Source organism: Kitasatospora cheerisanensis KCTC 2395 (assembly GCF_000696185.1).
Taxonomy (GTDB): Bacteria; Actinomycetota; Actinomycetes; order Streptomycetales; family Streptomycetaceae; genus Kitasatospora; species Kitasatospora cheerisanensis.
In genome coordinates this window covers 4,509,595-4,523,823 of sequence record NZ_KK853997.1, presented here as the reverse complement: position 1 = coordinate 4,523,823, position 14,229 = coordinate 4,509,595, and the positions used below count along the sequence as shown (strand labels likewise).

13 protein-coding genes and 1 pseudogene are annotated in these 14,229 nt (G+C 75.2%); 9 read left to right on the top strand and 5 right to left on the bottom strand.

Annotation, left to right across the window (positions count from 1 at the left end):
- The first annotated feature begins 4 nt into the window (after positions 1–4).
- Together KCH_RS20680 and KCH_RS20675 are read left to right on the top strand one after the other, a co-directional pair.
- Complete coding sequence (locus KCH_RS20680) at positions 5–700, top strand: futalosine hydrolase (RefSeq protein WP_035865015.1); 696 nt, start codon at positions 5–7, stop codon at positions 698–700.
- On the top strand, positions 685–1,536 hold the full coding sequence (locus KCH_RS20675) for a 1,4-dihydroxy-6-naphtoate synthase (protein ID WP_035865011.1): 852 nt from the start codon (positions 685–687) through the stop codon (positions 1,534–1,536). Before KCH_RS20680 ends, KCH_RS20675 begins: the two co-directional genes overlap by 16 nt.
- Before the next feature lie 43 nt (positions 1,537–1,579).
- Here the strand turns inward: KCH_RS20675 and KCH_RS20670 are convergent, their stop codons facing one another.
- Both KCH_RS20670 and KCH_RS20665 read right to left on the bottom strand, forming a co-directional pair.
- Positions 1,580–1,963 carry a cold-shock protein gene (locus tag KCH_RS20670; protein WP_035865009.1) on the bottom strand — a complete coding sequence of 128 codons (384 nt, stop codon included), beginning with the start codon at positions 1,961–1,963 and terminating at the stop codon, positions 1,580–1,582.
- A gap of 325 nt (positions 1,964–2,288) precedes the next feature.
- Positions 2,289–3,422 (bottom strand): alpha/beta hydrolase, encoded by a 1,134-nt coding sequence (locus KCH_RS20665; RefSeq protein ID WP_035865008.1) that lies wholly within the window; start codon positions 3,420–3,422, stop codon positions 2,289–2,291.
- 168 nt (positions 3,423–3,590) lie between these two features.
- On the opposite strand from KCH_RS20665, the gene KCH_RS20660 reads away from it, so the two are divergent.
- Positions 3,591–3,845 (top strand): hypothetical protein, encoded by a 255-nt coding sequence (locus KCH_RS20660; protein WP_035865006.1) that lies wholly within the window; start codon positions 3,591–3,593, stop codon positions 3,843–3,845.
- Positions 3,846–3,852: 7 nt separating this feature from the next.
- On the opposite strand, the gene KCH_RS20655 is transcribed toward KCH_RS20660, so the two are convergent.
- Positions 3,853–4,458 (bottom strand): HAD family hydrolase, encoded by a 606-nt coding sequence (locus tag KCH_RS20655; RefSeq protein WP_035865003.1) that lies wholly within the window; start codon positions 4,456–4,458, stop codon positions 3,853–3,855.
- 109 nt (positions 4,459–4,567) lie between these two features.
- Here KCH_RS20655 and KCH_RS20650 point away from each other — a divergent pair, with 109 nt between their 5' ends.
- On the top strand, positions 4,568–5,575 hold the full coding sequence (locus KCH_RS20650) for an ABC transporter substrate-binding protein (RefSeq protein WP_035865001.1): 1,008 nt from the start codon (positions 4,568–4,570) through the stop codon (positions 5,573–5,575).
- Positions 5,576–5,585: 10 nt separating this feature from the next.
- On the opposite strand, the gene KCH_RS37615 is transcribed toward KCH_RS20650, so the two are convergent.
- On the bottom strand, positions 5,586–6,458 hold the full coding sequence (locus KCH_RS37615) for a hypothetical protein (protein ID WP_157032136.1): 873 nt from the start codon (positions 6,456–6,458) through the stop codon (positions 5,586–5,588).
- Positions 6,459–6,667: 209 nt separating this feature from the next.
- Between KCH_RS37615 and KCH_RS20640 the strand changes: the two genes are divergently transcribed.
- Positions 6,668–9,103, top strand: a complete 2,436-nt coding sequence (locus KCH_RS20640; protein WP_035864999.1) for a helicase C-terminal domain-containing protein — start codon at positions 6,668–6,670, stop codon at positions 9,101–9,103.
- Between the two features lie 42 nt (positions 9,104–9,145).
- Here the strand turns inward: KCH_RS20640 and KCH_RS20635 are convergent, their stop codons facing one another.
- The gene (locus KCH_RS20635) at positions 9,146–9,418 is read right to left on the bottom strand and encodes a hypothetical protein (protein ID WP_157032135.1); all 273 of its coding nucleotides are present in this window, start codon (positions 9,416–9,418) and stop codon (positions 9,146–9,148) included.
- Between KCH_RS20635 and KCH_RS46670 the strand changes: the two are divergent.
- The 4 genes and pseudogenes from KCH_RS46670 to KCH_RS20620 form a co-directional block, all read left to right on the top strand.
- A pseudogene (locus KCH_RS46670) lies at positions 9,341–10,072 on the top strand (DUF2079 domain-containing protein); the annotation flags it as partial. The gene KCH_RS20635 and the pseudogene KCH_RS46670 sit on opposite strands and share 78 nt — an antisense overlap.
- 79 nt (positions 10,073–10,151) lie before the next feature.
- Positions 10,152–11,171: a DUF2079 domain-containing protein gene (locus tag KCH_RS20630; protein WP_341865485.1), complete on the top strand. Its 1,020-nt coding sequence runs from the start codon at positions 10,152–10,154 to the stop codon at positions 11,169–11,171.
- 111 nt (positions 11,172–11,282) lie between these two features.
- On the top strand, positions 11,283–12,470 hold the full coding sequence (locus KCH_RS20625) for an acyltransferase family protein (protein WP_063750170.1): 1,188 nt from the start codon (positions 11,283–11,285) through the stop codon (positions 12,468–12,470).
- Positions 12,471–12,591: 121 nt separating this feature from the next.
- On the top strand, positions 12,592–14,223 hold the full coding sequence (locus tag KCH_RS20620; protein ID WP_035864995.1) for a DNA repair helicase XPB: 1,632 nt from the start codon (positions 12,592–12,594) through the stop codon (positions 14,221–14,223).
- Positions 14,224–14,229: the final 6 nt, after the last annotated feature.

The window sequence follows — 14,229 nt, the reverse complement described above, 5'->3', positions numbered from 1 at the left end:
GTCGATGACCGCTGAGCTCCGTCCCGAGCAGTCCGGCCCCGCCGCCGGGCTGCTCGTCGTCGTCGCCGTGCCCGCGGAGGCCGAGGCGGTGCGCCGGGGGCTCGGCGAGGACCCCCGGGTCGAGGTGCTGGCGGCGGGCGTCGGCCCGGCCGCGGCGGCGGCCGGCACCGCGGTGGCGCTGTCCCGCGGCGGGTTCCGGCTGGTGCTGTCGGCGGGCATCGCGGGCGGTTTCGCGCCCGCCGCGCCGATCGGGTCGCTGGTGGTCGCGGACGCCCTGGTGGCGGCCGACCTGGGCGCGGAGACGCCGGACGGCTTCGCGGACGTCACCGAGCTGGGCTTCGGCACGGCCCGGTACGCGGTGCCGGACGAGCTGGCGAAGCTGCTCGCGGGGGCGACCGGCGGGGCGGTCGGCGAGGTGCTGACGGTCTCCACGGCGACGGGTTCGGCGCGGCGCGCCGAGCGGCTGAGGGAGCGTCACCCGCGGGCGCTGGCCGAGGCGATGGAGGGGTTCGGGGTGGCCGAGGCGGCCGCCCGTTTCGGCCTCGCGGCGGGGGAGCTGCGGACCGTGTCCAATGCCGTCGGGCCGCGCGACCGCGCGGCCTGGCGGATCGGCGAGGCGCTGGCGGCCCTGGAGCGGGCCTTCGCGGCGCTGCCGGTGTCCCGTCTGCTCCAGGAGGTCCCGCCATGGCCGAGCCGCTGAGTGTCGCCTACTCCCCCTGCCCGAACGACACGTTCGTGTTCCACGCCTGGGCGCACGGCCTGGTCGCGGGCGCGGACGCGCCCGAGGTCCGGTTCGCGGACATCGACGTCACCAACGGGCTGGCCGAGCGCGGCGAACTGGACGTCCTGAAGATCTCCTACGGCCAACTGCCGTGGGTGCTGGACGAGTACGCGCTGCTGCCGTGCGGCGGGGCGCTGGGCCGGGGCTGCGGGCCGCTGGTGCTGACCGCCGCGCCGCTCGACGCGGCCGAGCTGGCTGGGCGGCGGGTGGCCGTGCCGAGCGAGCGCTCCACCGCGTACCTGCTGTTCCGGCTGTGGGCGGCGGAGGCGGTGCCGGGCGGGTTCGGCGAGATCGTGGTGCTGCCGTTCCACGAGATCATGCCGGCCGTGCGGGACGGCCGGGTGGACGCCGGCCTGGTGATCCACGAGGCCCGGTTCACGTACGGGCAGTACGGGCTGCACTGCCTGGCCGACATGGGCGAGGCGTGGGAGGCGGCGACCGGGCTGCCGATCCCGCTGGGCGCGATCGTGGCCCGGCGCTCGCTGGGCGCCGAGCGGCTGCGCGGACTCGCCGACACCGTGCGGGCCTCGGTGCGGCAGGCCTGGGCGGACCCGGCGGCCTCCCGGGAGTACGTGCTGGCGCACGCCCAGGAGATGGACCCGGCCGTCGCCGAGCAGCACATCGGGCTGTACGTCAACGAGTTCACCGCCGACCTCGGCGAGGACGGCTACGCCGCGGTGCGCGGCCTGCTCACCCGGGCCGCCGAGCAGGGACTCGTCCCCGCCGTCGACCCGGGCGCGCTGGCGTTCCCCTGAGCCAGGGTCAGGCCCTGGGCAGGGGCCGGACCCTGAGCCGGGGTCAGACGTCGAACTGGTCGGCGATCGCGCGCAGCACCATGGCGATCTTCTGGCCCTCCGGCTTGCTCGGGTAGCGGCCGCGCTGCAGGCCGGGGAGGACGCTGTCCAGCTTGGTGATCAGGTCCTGCACGATCGGGGCCATGTCGTCGGCGCTCTTGCGCTGGTTCGCCGCCACCGACGGCAGCGCGTCCAGCAGCGTCACGCTCATCGCCTGGTCGCCGCGGTGGCCCGCGGCGATGCCGAACTCGACGCGCTGCCCGGGCCTCAGGGTGGTGACGCCCGCGGGCAGCGCCTTGGTGTGGACGAAGACCTCGCCCCCGTCGTCGCGCGACAGGAAGCCGTAGCCCTTCGTCTCGTTGAACCACTTGACCTGGCCGGTGGGCATCTCGAAAAGTCCTCGGTGTCGGGTGCGAGCGACCCCGTCGGGTCGCGGATGGATGTGCGGCTCGGCCGCCGGGAACGGGCGGCCTGGTCACTCAGTGGGGCAATGATCCCTCAGCGTGCGCCGGAACGGCGACGGGATTCCGGGCCGGGGTGTGGCCGTGCCTCGCGCCTGCTGCGCCGTCCATCGGCCCACACCTCCCGTCGGCTCGGGGCGGGCATCTCGTGGACCAGCCGCTGGTCCGCCCGCGCGATGGCTGCATACCCGGGGTCGGCGCGGGTCGAAACTCTTTGCGCGCACCGAGTTGCGCGCAGTGACGCGGGGCCGGTCAGGAGGGGTCGGAGAGGTGCCCGCCGAGCCAGCCGAGCGAGGCCGGGAGCATCCGCGACCAGGTGTTGAAGTTGTGCCCGCCGGTGTCGAGGGTGATCGCCGAGACGGTGGTCGCGGTGCCCTTGGCGGCGGCCCGGAACCGCTCGGTCTCGGCGAAGTAGTCGCCGTCGCCCTCCCGGCTGCCGCCGACCAGCAGCGCGGTGCCCGGGGCCGGCAGGTGTCCGAGGCGCCAGGTCAGGTCGGCCTCGTCGCGGCGCTGCTGGTCGCCGCCGAACAGGTCGCCGGTGGTCGGGTCCTCGGCGGCCTTGTAGTAGCCGGACAGCGACACCGCGGCGGAGAACACGTCCGGGTGACGCATCGCCAGCTTCAGCGCGCAGTACCCGCCGGTGGAGTTGCCGATCACGCCGAGGCTGCCCGGCCCGCCGGCGATCCGGTACGAGGAGCGCAGCGCGGCCGGCACGTCGGCGCTGAAGTAGCGGTCGGACTGCGGGCCGCCCGGCACGTCCTCGCACTCGGTGTCGCGGGGCATCGCCGGCGACGGGCGCATCAGCACCAGGACGGTCGGCTTGGCCTTGCCCTCGGTGCTGAGCTTCAGCTGCACCGCCGGGTAGTTCAGCTTGGTGATCAGGTTCTTGGCGTCGCCGGGGAAGCCGGTGATGACGATCGCTGCCGGGAAGTGCTTGTCCTTGAAGCCGGGCTGGAAGTACTGCGGCGGCAGGTAGACGTAGCCCTCGGTGGACAGGCCGGTGGCCGCGCCGGGCAGCCGGACCTTCTCCAGCCGGCCGACCTGGCCCGGGTCGCGGCCCATCGCGCCGGTGTCGCGGACGTTCTCCGCGCTGATCCGCTCCACGCCGCGGGTGCGGCCGAGCAGCTGGTTCTGGATGGTCACCGGGCCGTCGTCGCCGGTGCCCAGCAGGTCGGCCCAACTGCTGTAGAACGCGAAGTAGTTGTTGGCCAGCAGGCCCAGCGTGCACATCACCGCGAGCTGGGTGCCGACGATGGTGCCCAGCCGGCCGAGCACCGCCCGCCAGCTCTGCCGGGCCAGCCGGGGCCACAGCCAGACCGTGCCGGCCACCATCAGCGCCGAGACCAGTGCCGACAGTGCCAGCACCTTGTGACTGGTCAGACCCATGCCGCCGCGCGCCCTCGTTCCCTGCCGATTTCCCCGAAGGATTCAGCATGCCTGAGAGCTTCCTGGGAATCCTGAGCGTTCAGGTGGAATGCGCGCGCCCGTGCCCCCGCCGATCGGCGGGGACACACGTGGGAAACTGGCACAAAGCCCGCGCGAAGGAGTGCAGCAGTGACTGGTCGGTCCCGCGATCTCGGTGAGAACCTGGTCCGCGTCGGCGGCGTGGTGTTCGTTCTCGGCACCCTCGCCACCATCGCCACCGTGGTGCCGTACCTCCTCGACCTGCCGCGGCTGCCGTCGATCGCGTGGGGGCTGTCCATGATGATGCCGCTCGGGCTGCTGGTGGCGCTGGTCGGCCTGTTCGCCACCGCCCGCGCCGAGTCCCGCCGCCGGCGCGCCGCCCGGGAGGCCGCGGCCGCCTCCTGAGCGGCCGTCAGGCCAGGTGCGCGGCCAGCCAGTCGGGGAACTCGGTGAGGTCGCGCAGCACCGCGTCCGCGCCCGCCGCGGCCAGTTCGGCGGCGCTGTACGGGCCGGTGGCCACGCCGACCGCGACGGCCTCGGCGGCCCGCGCGCCCCGGATGTCGCCCAGGTGGTCGCCGACGTACACGTGCGCACCGTGCTCGCGCAGCGCGTCGCCCTTGGTCTCCGCCCACAGGTCGCCGACCAGCGCGTCCACCTCCAGCCCGATGGCGTCCAGGTGGCGGCGGGCGTTCGGCTCCCACTTGCCGGTGATCACCAGCACCCGGCCGCCGACCGCCCGCACCGCCGCGACCGCCGCCAGTGCGCCGGGCAGCTCCAGCGAGCCGGACACCGCGTGCTCCACGTACAGCTCCCGGTACCGGTCGGCGACCGCGTCCACCCGCTCGGCCGGGAACCAGTGGGCCAGCTCGTGCACCAGCGGCGGCCCCAGCCGGCTGACCGCCAGCTCGGAGTCGATGAACGTCCCGGTCTCGGCGGCCAGCGCGTCGTAGGTGGTCCTGATGCCCGGACGGGTGTCGAGCAGCGTCATGTCGAGGTCGAAGCCGACGGTGAGAGCCATGCCGCCAGCCTAGTCAGGGCGGATTCGCCCGGAAAAGCCGGACGGAGGACCGCATTACGGACATACTGCTGGAGTCCGACCGTGCCACCGGAGCCGCCGGAGGTCCCAGGTGCCGCCCCCGCTCTCGCGCCGTGCCGCCCTCGCCGGGCTCGGCGCCGTCCTGCTGGCCGGCTGCGGCCCGCACGAACTGCCCGCCGCCCCGCCGCTGCCGGGGACGGCCGGCGGCTCGCCGCCGCCCTCGCCCTCGCCCAGCCCCAGCCCGACACCCAGCGTCACCGTCGACGGCGCGGACGGGCCGGTCGCCGTGCCCGGCGGGGCGACCCGGGTGATCACCCTGGACACCGCCGAACTGGACTCCGCGATCACCCTCGGCATCCCGCCGGTCGGCGCCGCCAAGGCGCCCCTGGCCCCGGGCCTGCCCGACTACTGGCCGGCCTCCTGGCTGGCCCGGATCGCCGTGGTCGGCGACATCGGCGACCCGCCCGACCCGGTGGCGATCGCCAGCCTGCGCCCGCAGCTGATCCTCTCCAACCGGACCCGGGACGCCGCCCACCTGAACCTCCTGCGCGGCCTCGCCCCGACCGTGCTCACGCAGACCACCGGCGCCCCCTGGAAGGAGAACTTCCACCTGCACGCCGAGGCCCTGGACCGCCGCGAGCAGGCGGCCGCCGTGGTCGCCGCCTACGCCCGCCACCTCGACCAGTCCGGCCGGGCCCTCGCCGCCGCCGGCCTCACCGGGCAGCACGTCAGCCTGGTCCGGTTCGTCGAGGGCTCCCCCACCGTCCGCCTGTACGCCCGGCAGAACTTCCCCGGCAGCGTCCTCGCCGACCTCGGACTGCCCCGGCCCGACCCGCAGAACACCGACCAGTTCGCCGTCGAGACCGCCCCCGACCAGCTCGCCCGCGCCGACGGCGACGTGCTGTTCTACGCCGGGTACGGCGACCCCGACCGCAACGGCCTCAACGCCGCGCTCGCCTCCCCCGCCTGGCGCACCCTCGGCGCGGTCCGCGCCCACCGCGCCTTCCCCGTCGACGACCGCCTCTGGTTCCAGGGCATCGGCTACACCGGCGCGCACTTCCTGATCGCCGACCTGCTGCACATCCTCGGCGCGGGCTGAACCCGCCCGGCTACGAGCGGCGCCGGCGCAGCGTCACCGCCAGCAGGAACAGCGCCGTCAGGCCCGCCGCGATCCGCAGCACGCCCGGCGCGGCCGCCCAGGTGGCGTGGCCCGCATCGGTGCCCGGGGCCAGCGCGGCGCCCCAGCGGCCCTTCTCCCGGCCCCAGTTCCACAGCGTCAGGCCGGACACCGTGAGCAGCGGGATGCCCAGCACGGCGAACTTCTTCATCAGGTCGGACAGCCCGCTCGACAGGTACGCCAGGCCCCAGCCCAGCAGCATCACCAGCAGGTTGCCGACCACCGCGCCGCCGACCAGCAGCAGCGCGCCGAGCAGCAGCAGCGGCGCGGGCCGCCGCGCCCCGCCGCCCGCCGGGCCGCGGGCGGGGCTTCCGGCGCGGCCTCGGGGGCCGGTTGCGGCTTGCCGAACAGCAGGCGCAGGACCTGCCTGCCGAGGCCGGGGCGCGGCTCGGCGGGGGTTCCGGCTCGGGCACGGGCTCGGGTTCCGGCTCCGGCTCGGGGCCGCCGTCGGCTCCGGCTCCTCCGTCGGCAGGTCGAAGTACACCTCGGTCCAGCCGGGGAACACCGAGGTGACGTCGGCCCGGCCGCGCCCCTCCGCCCACCGCGCGGCCCGGTCCACCTCGTCCGGGGACGGCCCGGGCGGCAGCAGGTCGGCCGGCGGCAGGCGCGGCTTGTCGAACCCGACCGGCGGCGCCGCCGGCTGCGGCGGCACCGTCGGCGGCGGCGGGACGGCCGGGGCCGGCGGCGGCGGCGCCTGCGCGGGCACGTACACGCTCTCCCCGCTGTCCGCGCCGTCCGCCGACCCGTCCTCGCGCCACCACGAGCCGCCCGCCATCGCCCCGCCACCCGCCCTCACGTCGCACATCCCGCCGCACCGAGACGGTACCCATCCGCACCCGCCCGAAGCGAGCCCCGGCCGGCCGTCCCCGACGCCCCGTCGGGCCCGGGCCGGCGCCCGGATTCGCCGGGAGTTCGCCCACCGTTCTGGGCCTCGGCCGGGGTGTTGACTAATCTGGAGCGGATGACCGCACCGCAGAGCGCGCCGCGCGCCACCCGCACAGGCGCCCCCGGACGCTGGCCGAGGAACTCCGCGGCCGGGAGGACGAGGCTGTCGCCGCGCTGCTCCGGGCCCGCCCCGACCTGCTGAACCCGGTGCCCACCGACCTCACCCAGCTGTCCGCCCGGCTCTCCGGCCGGGCGTCCGTGCTGCGTGCCCTGGAACGGCTGGACCGCTTCACGCTGCAGACCGCCGAGGCGCTGGCCGCCGCGCCCGAGGGCGCGTCCGACACCGTGGTCCGCAACCTGCTGGCCGGGCCCGCCCGGGTCAAGCCGCACCCCGGCGCCGACCCGGTCGACCGGGCCGCCGTCACCGCCGCGCTCCCGGCCGCGCTCGCCCGGCTGCGCGAACAGGCCCTGGTCTGGGGGCCGGACTCGGCGCTGCGCCTGGTCCTCGCCGTCCGCGAGGCGCTCGCCCCCAGCGCGCTCAACCCCGGCCGCACCGGCCTCGGCCCGACCCTGGCCGAGGCCACCGTCGGCATGTCGCCCGCCCGCCTCCAGCAGCTGCTGGCCGGCGCCGGGCTGCCGCCCACCCCCGACCCGGTCACCGCCGTCGCCGCGCTCACCGCGCTGCTCGGCGACCGCAAGCGGCTGGCCGCGCTGCTCGACCAGGCCCCGCCCGCCGCCGCCGGCCTGCTGGAGCGCCTGGTCTGGGGGCCGCCGACCGGCACCGTCCCGGACGCCGCCCGGCAGGTGACCGCCGCGGACGCGCACAGCCCCGTCGAGTGGCTGCTGGCCCGCGGCCTGCTGCTGCCGTCCAGCCCGACCTCGGTGGTGCTGCCCCGCGAACTCGCCCTGCACCTGCGCGGCGGCCGCACCCACCGCACCGTCGAGCCCGCCCCGCCCGCCGTGGAACCCGTCGTCGGACGCGACCCGGCCGTGGTAGACCGCACCGCCGCCGGGCAGGCCGCCACCGCCGTCCGCGTCCTCGAAGAGCTGCTGGAGGCCTGGGGCGTCACCCCGCCGCCCACCCTGCGGGCCGGCGGCCTCGGCGTCCGCGACCTCAAGCGCGCCGCCGCGCTGCTGGAGAGCTCCGAGGCCGACGCCGCGTTCTGGCTCGAACTCGCGTACACCGCGGGGCTGGTCGCCCCCGACGGCGAGATCGACGAAGTGTGGGCGCCGACCCCCGCGTACGACCAGTGGCGGCAGCAGGACACCGCCGACCGCTGGACGCTGCTCGCCCGCGCCTGGCTCGCCGCCACCCGAGTCGGCCGGCTCACCGGCACCCCCGACGGCAAGGGCCGGCCGCGCGCCGCCCTCGGGCCGGAACTCGACCGCACCCTGGCCCCGTCCGTCCGCCGCGCCGCCCTCACCCGGCTCGCCGAGCTGCCCGCCGGCACCGCCGCCGGCGCGGACGCCCTGCTGCCCGCGCTGCGCTGGCACCGCCCGCTGCGCGGCGGCCCCACCGGGCCCGACGGCCACGAGCTGCGCGACCGGCTCACCGAGTGGACCCTGCACGAGGCCGAACTGCTCGGCGTCACCGGCCGCGGCGCGCTCGCCGCCCCCGCCCGCGCCCTGCTCGACGGCGCCGACCCGACGCCCGTCCTCGCCCCGCTGCTGCCCGAACCCCTCGACCACGTCATCCTGCAGCCCGACCTCACCGCGATCGCGCCCGGCCCGCTGCTCACCCCGCTCGCACAGGCCCTCGCCCTCTGCGCCGACATCGAGTCCAAGGGCGGCGCGACCGTCTACCGCTTCACCCCCGACTCGGTCCGCCGCGCCCTGGACGCCGGCCGCACCGCCGTCGACCTGCAAGGGTTCCTCGCCCAGCACTCCCGCACGCCCGTCCCGCAGCCGCTCGCCTACCTGATCGACGACGTCGCCCGCCGGCACGGCATCCTGCGCGTCGGCGCCGCGAGCTCCTACCTGCGCTGCGACGACCCCCGGCTGCTCGGCGAGGTCCTCGCCGACCGGCGCGCCGCCGAGCTGCGGCTGCGGCTGCTCGCGCCGACCGTGCTCGCCGCGCAGGCCCCGCCGGACATCCTGCTCACCGTGCTCCGCACGATGGGATACGCGCCCGCCGCGGAGTCCGCCGAGGGCGATGTCGTGATCACCCGCCCCGATGCCCGCCGCACCCCGCCGCGCACCGCCCCCACCCCCGTCCCGGACGGGCCGGCCCGGCCCGACGACACCCTGCTCACCGCCGCCGTCCGCGCCATCCGGGCCGGCGACCGGGCCGCGACCGCGCCCCGCAAGGAGGCCGTCGCCGGCCCGGCGGGCGCGGCCGTTCCGCGCACCGCCGCCGCCGACACGCTCGCCTCGCTGCAGACCGCCGTCCTGCTCGGCGAGCGCATGTGGATCGGCTACATCAACGCGGAGGGCCTGTCCTCGCAGCGCGTCATCGACCCGGTGAAGGTCGAGGGCGGCTTCGTCACCGCCTACGACCACCTCTCCGACGAGGTCCGCACCTTCGCCCTGCACCGCATCACGGGCGTGGCCGAGGTCGACGACTAGGGACTAGTAGGCCGGCGGGCCGGCTCCCGGCCTTCGCCCCCGCTACTTGCCCGCGGCGTGCTGCTTGGCTTCCTCGTCCGCCTTCTGCTTCTTCGCCTCTTCGACGATCGTCTTCGGGTCCGGGATCTTCGGTTCGACGCCGGTGAGGAGGCCGGTGCCGGTGAAGGCGAGGGTGCCGATGAGGCCGCCGGGCTGGCCGATGTCGGCGACCTGGTCGAGGGCGGGGCCCTCGCTCGCGTGGGCGGGGGCCGCCCCGAGGGTGGTGGCAAGGGCGGCGCCGGACAGCGCGAGGCCGGCCAGGAATCGGTTGCGCATGGTCATGGCCTGCCCAACGAGCCGGCGGCCCCGGGGTCACTGCTGCGGGGGCCCGGGTTCCGCTTGCCGTTCCGCCGGAGGGGGCCCGGGGCGGCGGTTAGACTGCGGAACGACCGCCGGACCGGGCCCTTGTCGGCCCCCGACAGGACCGAATCCGTGACCACTTCCCCCGCTGTGCAGACGCCGGTCGTCCGGGCGACGGACCGCGCGTCCGGGGTCCGGCTCACCCGTCGGCGCCGTACCGTCCTGCTGACCCTGCTGAGCTTCGCGGCGTGTCTGGCGCTGGGCCTGCAGCAGTGGACGTCGCTCCAGCTGGGCGGGTTCGACCTGGGCATCTTCGACCAGGGGGTGCGCGGCTACGCGCACTTCAGGCTGCCGGTGTCGACGCTGAAGAGCGTGCACCACGAGTTCCCGCCGGGCTTCTCGCTGCTGGGCGACCACTTCTCGCCGGTGCTGGCGCTGCTCGCCCCGCTGTACTGGGTGTGGGACGACCCGCGGATGCTGCTGGTGGGCCAGGCGGCGCTGTTCGCGGCGGGTGTCCCGCTGGTGCGCCGGATCGCGAGCCGGGCGTTCGCGGGCGCCGACGCGCGGGTCCGGACGCGGGTGCTGGACGTCGCGGCACTGGTGTACGGGCTGGGCTGGCCGCTGCTGATCTCCTCGCGCGGCGGGTTCCACGAGGTGGGGTTCGCCGTTCCGCTGTTCCTGCTGCTGTTCGAGCGGGCGGGGCGCGGCGCTGGGGGCGGCGGCGCTGGCGGCGCTGCTGCTGTGCGCGACCAAGGAGGACCTGGGGCTCGCGGTCGGCGCGTTCGGCGCGGTGGTGCTGTGGCGGGAGCGCGGCGGTCCGGACCGCCGGGCGAAGGTGTTCGGCTGGTTGCTGCTGGCGGGCGGTCCGCTGGCCAGCGCGGTGGAGATCGGCTACCTGATACCGGCGATGGGCGGGGTGCCCGGCTACTACTGGAACTACACGCAGCTGGGCGCGGACGGCGGCGAGGCGCTGCGGAACGTGCTGGGCGATCCGTGGCTGCTGGTGGAGTCGGCGTTCTCCAGCCCGTTGAAGCCGATCCTGCTCGGCTGGCTGGTGCTCACCACGGCCGCGCTGCCGTTCCGTTCGGCGACCTCGCTGGTGGCGCTGCCGCTGCTGGCGGAGCGGATCCTGTCCGACAATCCGAACCACTGGTCGATCGCCCGGCACTACGACGCGTTCCTGTGGCCGATCCTGGTCACCGCCGCGATCGAGGCCCTGGGCGTGCTGTGGGCGGGCGGCCGGCGCCGGCGGGCCCGCCGCCTGGGCGCCACCGCCGCCGTGCTGTCGCTGGCCGCCGCGGCGGGGCTCGGCCTGTACCACCTGGCCGTGCCGTACGAGTGGCAGCCGAAGGCGCCGACGGCGGCGCTGGCCCGGGCGGCGGAGCTGATCCCGGACGGGGCGACGGTGGAGGCCGACAACCAGGTCGCGCCGCGCCTGACCAACCGCACGCGGGTGATGCTGGCCGACGGCACGCCGCGCGGCCAGGAGTACGTGATCCTCCGTTACACCCAGCGCGCCTTCCCGTTCCAGCGCGACCCGGACCAGGCCGCGTACCGCGCGTTCCTGCTGGCCCACGGCTACCAGGAGCTCTTCGACCAGGACGGCGTCACCCTGCTCCGGCACACCGGCACCGAGCCGGTCCCCGGCACCCACCTGCCCGGCCCTGACTCGACCCCGTACCAGGAGAAGATCCCGCCGGACGTCGGCCACAACTTCTTCCTGGGCTGACCTCCGGCAGGCCCGCGCGTGACGGCGGGTCCGGCTGCCAACTGGGCCGCCCGGCCGCCTATTTCGGCGCCCGATCCGGGTGCCCGGCCTACCCGGAGCGCGGTCGGGCGCGTGCTATCTTGCAGCGTGTCAACGACAGATCGCATAACAGGCCCGGCCCCTGAGTCGCACGGCGCTCCGCTGCCGCAGCAGGCCTCGGCGGGGGGCTCTGCCAAGACCGCCCGGCCGGTCTCGCTGCCCTCGCTGACGGGCCTGCGGTGGACCGCCGCACTCATGGTCTTCCTGTTCCACGTGTGCATCGTCGAGTACTTCGGCGGGCGGACCGGCGGCATGCTGGGCTACGCGTTCGGCGTCGGCAACACCGGGGTGTCGTTCTTCTTCATCCTCTCCGGCTTCGTGCTGGCCTGGTCGACGCCGCCGGGCAGCCGCGGCGTGGTCCGGTTCTGGCGGCGCCGCCTGGCGCGGGTCTACCCGCTGCACCTCGCGACGGCGCTGATCGCGCTGGCGATGGCGTACTTCCTCGCCGCGGGGACGATCCCGGAGCGGCGGCAGCTGCTGGCGAACCTGTTCCTGGTGCAGTCGTGGGTCCACGACGGGAGCTTCTACCAGAGCGCGAACCCGGTCAGCTGGTCGCTCGCCTGCGAGGCGTTCTTCTACTTCCTGTTCCCGCTGATCATCCGGCCGCTGCGGGCCACCGGCTGGCGCGGCAGCGTGGCCATCGGCGCCGTTTCGCTGGCCCTGGTGGTGGCGATGCCGACGCTGGTCGACCGCTTCGCGGAGCCGATGCACGCGGACTGGGCGATCTACTACTTCCCGCTCGCCCGGGTGCCGGAGTTCCTGCTCGGCATCGTGCTGGCCGAGCTCGTCCGGGAGAACCGGTGGCGCGGCCCCGGGCTGACCGTGGCGTTCGGCCTGACCATGTTCGGCTACTTCATGGCCTCGCAGGCGGACTTCCCGTACCGCTACGCGGCCTGCACGGTGGTCGGTTTCGCCTCGCTGATCGCGGCCGCCGCGGTGGCCGACCTGCGGGACGAGCCCTCGCCGTGGCGCGGGCGGATCAGCGTGAAGCTGGGCGAGATCTCCTTCGCCTTCTACATGGTGCACATCCTGGTCATCCGCACCGGCGAGCACCTGTACCGCTCGCACCCGAAGGACCCCTGGCCGACCGGCCTGCTGGTGGCCGGCGCCGCCTTCACGATCTCGCTGAGCGCGGCCTGGCTGCTGCACACCTACGTCGAGAACCCCGGGCGCAGGCTGCTGCTGCGCAACCGGTCCGGGGGCGCCCGCGCGGCGCGGTAGCACCGGCCTTCGGCGACGGCCGTCGCAGCCTCCTCCGGGATGCGCTGCGGCGGCCGTCCGCCGTCGGCCCGCCGATGCGGCACACTGGAGGTTTGGCCCGCGCGGAAGGGGATGCACAGGCGTGAACGGACCGCTGATCGTGCAGAGCGACAAGACGCTGCTGTTGGAGATCGACCATCCGCAGGCGGCGGAGTGCCGGCGGGTGATCGCGCCGTTCGCCGAGCTGGAGCGGGCGCCGGAGCACATCCACACCTACCGGGTGACGCCGCTGGGCCTGTGGAACGCCCGCGCGGCGGGGCACGACGCCGAGCAGGTGGTCGACGCGCTGGTGACGTACTCGCGGTACCCGGTGCCGCACGCGCTGCTGGTCGACGTCGCGGACACCATGGCCCGGTACGGGCGGCTGCAGTTGCAGAAGCACCCGGTGCACGGGCTGGTGCTGTCGACCACCGACCGGCCGGTGCTGGAGGAGGTGCTGCGGTCGAAGAAGATCGCGCCGCTGGTCGGGGCCCGGGTGGACCCGGACACCGTGGTGGTGCACCCGTCGGAGCGCGGGCAGATCAAGCAGGTGCTGCTGAAGCTGGGCTGGCCGGCCGAGGACCACGCCGGGTACGTGGACGGCGAGTCGCACCCGATCCACCTGGAGGAGGACGGCTGGGAGCTGCGCCCGTACCAGCGGCACGCGGTGGACGGCTTCTGGCACGGCGGCTCCGGCGTCGTGGTGCTGCCGTGCGGCGCCGGCAAGACGCTGGTGGGCGCGGCGGCGATGGCGGAGGCCAAGGCGACCACGCTGATCCTGGTGACCAACACCGTCTCGGCGCGGCAGTGGAAGCACGAGCTGGTCAAGCGGACCTCGCTGACCGAGGACGAGATCGGCGAGTACAGCGGCACCCGCAAGGAGATCCGCCCGGTGACCATCGCCACCTACCAGGTGATGACCACCAAGCGGAAGGGCGTGTACCCGCACCTGGAGCTGTTCGACGCCCGCAACTGGGGCCTGGTGGTGTACGACGAGGTGCACCTGCTGCCCGCGCCGGTGTTCAAGTTCACCGCCGACCTGCAGGCCCGCCGCCGGCTCGGCCTGACCGCGACGCTGGTGCGCGAGGACGGCCGGGAGGGCGACGTGTTCTCGCTGATCGGCCCGAAGCGCTTCGACGCCCCGTGGAAGGAGATCGAGGCGCAGGGCTACATCGCGCCCGCCGACTGCTGCGAGGTGCGGGTGACGCTGTCCGACTCGGAGCGGCTGATGTACGCCACCGCCGAGCCGGAGGAGAAGTACCGGTTCTGCTCCACCACGGCGACCAAGCGCCGGGTGGTGGAGCGGCTGGTGGAGAAGCACAAGGGCGACCAGACCCTGGTCATCGGCCAGTACATCGACCAGCTGGACGAGTTGGGCGAGGCGCTGAACGCCCCGGTGATCAAGGGCGAGACCACGAACGCGCAGCGCGAGAAGCTGTTCGACGCGTTCCGGACGAAGGAGATCAGCGTGCTGGTGGTCTCCAAGGTCGCGAACTTCTCGATCGACCTGCCGGAGGCCACCGTGGCCATCCAGGTGTCGGGGACCTTCGGCTCCCGCCAGGAGGAGGCGCAGCGCCTGGGCCGGGTGCTGCGGCCGAAGGCGGACGGGCACGCGGCGCACTTCTACTCGGTGGTCGCCCGGGACACCGTCGACCAGGACTTCGCGGCGCACCGCCAGCGCTTCCTGGCCGAGCAGGGCTACGCCTACCGGATCGTCGACGCGGACGACCTGTAGGCGGCG

Coding starts and splice junctions, on each gene's coding strand:
- KCH_RS20680 (WP_035865015.1), top strand. CDS start 5: ATGACCGCTGAGCTCCGTCCCGAGCAGTCCGGCCCCGCCGCCGGGCTG.
- KCH_RS20675 (WP_035865011.1), top strand. CDS start 685: ATGGCCGAGCCGCTGAGTGTCGCCTACTCCCCCTGCCCGAACGACACG.
- KCH_RS20670 (WP_035865009.1), bottom strand. CDS start 1,963: ATGCCCACCGGCCAGGTCAAGTGGTTCAACGAGACGAAGGGCTACGGC.
- KCH_RS20665 (WP_035865008.1), bottom strand. CDS start 3,422: ATGGGTCTGACCAGTCACAAGGTGCTGGCACTGTCGGCACTGGTCTCG.
- KCH_RS20655 (WP_035865003.1), bottom strand. CDS start 4,458: ATGGCTCTCACCGTCGGCTTCGACCTCGACATGACGCTGCTCGACACC.
- KCH_RS37615 (WP_157032136.1), bottom strand. CDS start 6,458: ATGTGCGACGTGAGGGCGGGTGGCGGGGCGATGGCGGGCGGCTCGTGG.
- KCH_RS20635 (WP_157032135.1), bottom strand. CDS start 9,418: ATGCGCAACCGATTCCTGGCCGGCCTCGCGCTGTCCGGCGCCGCCCTT.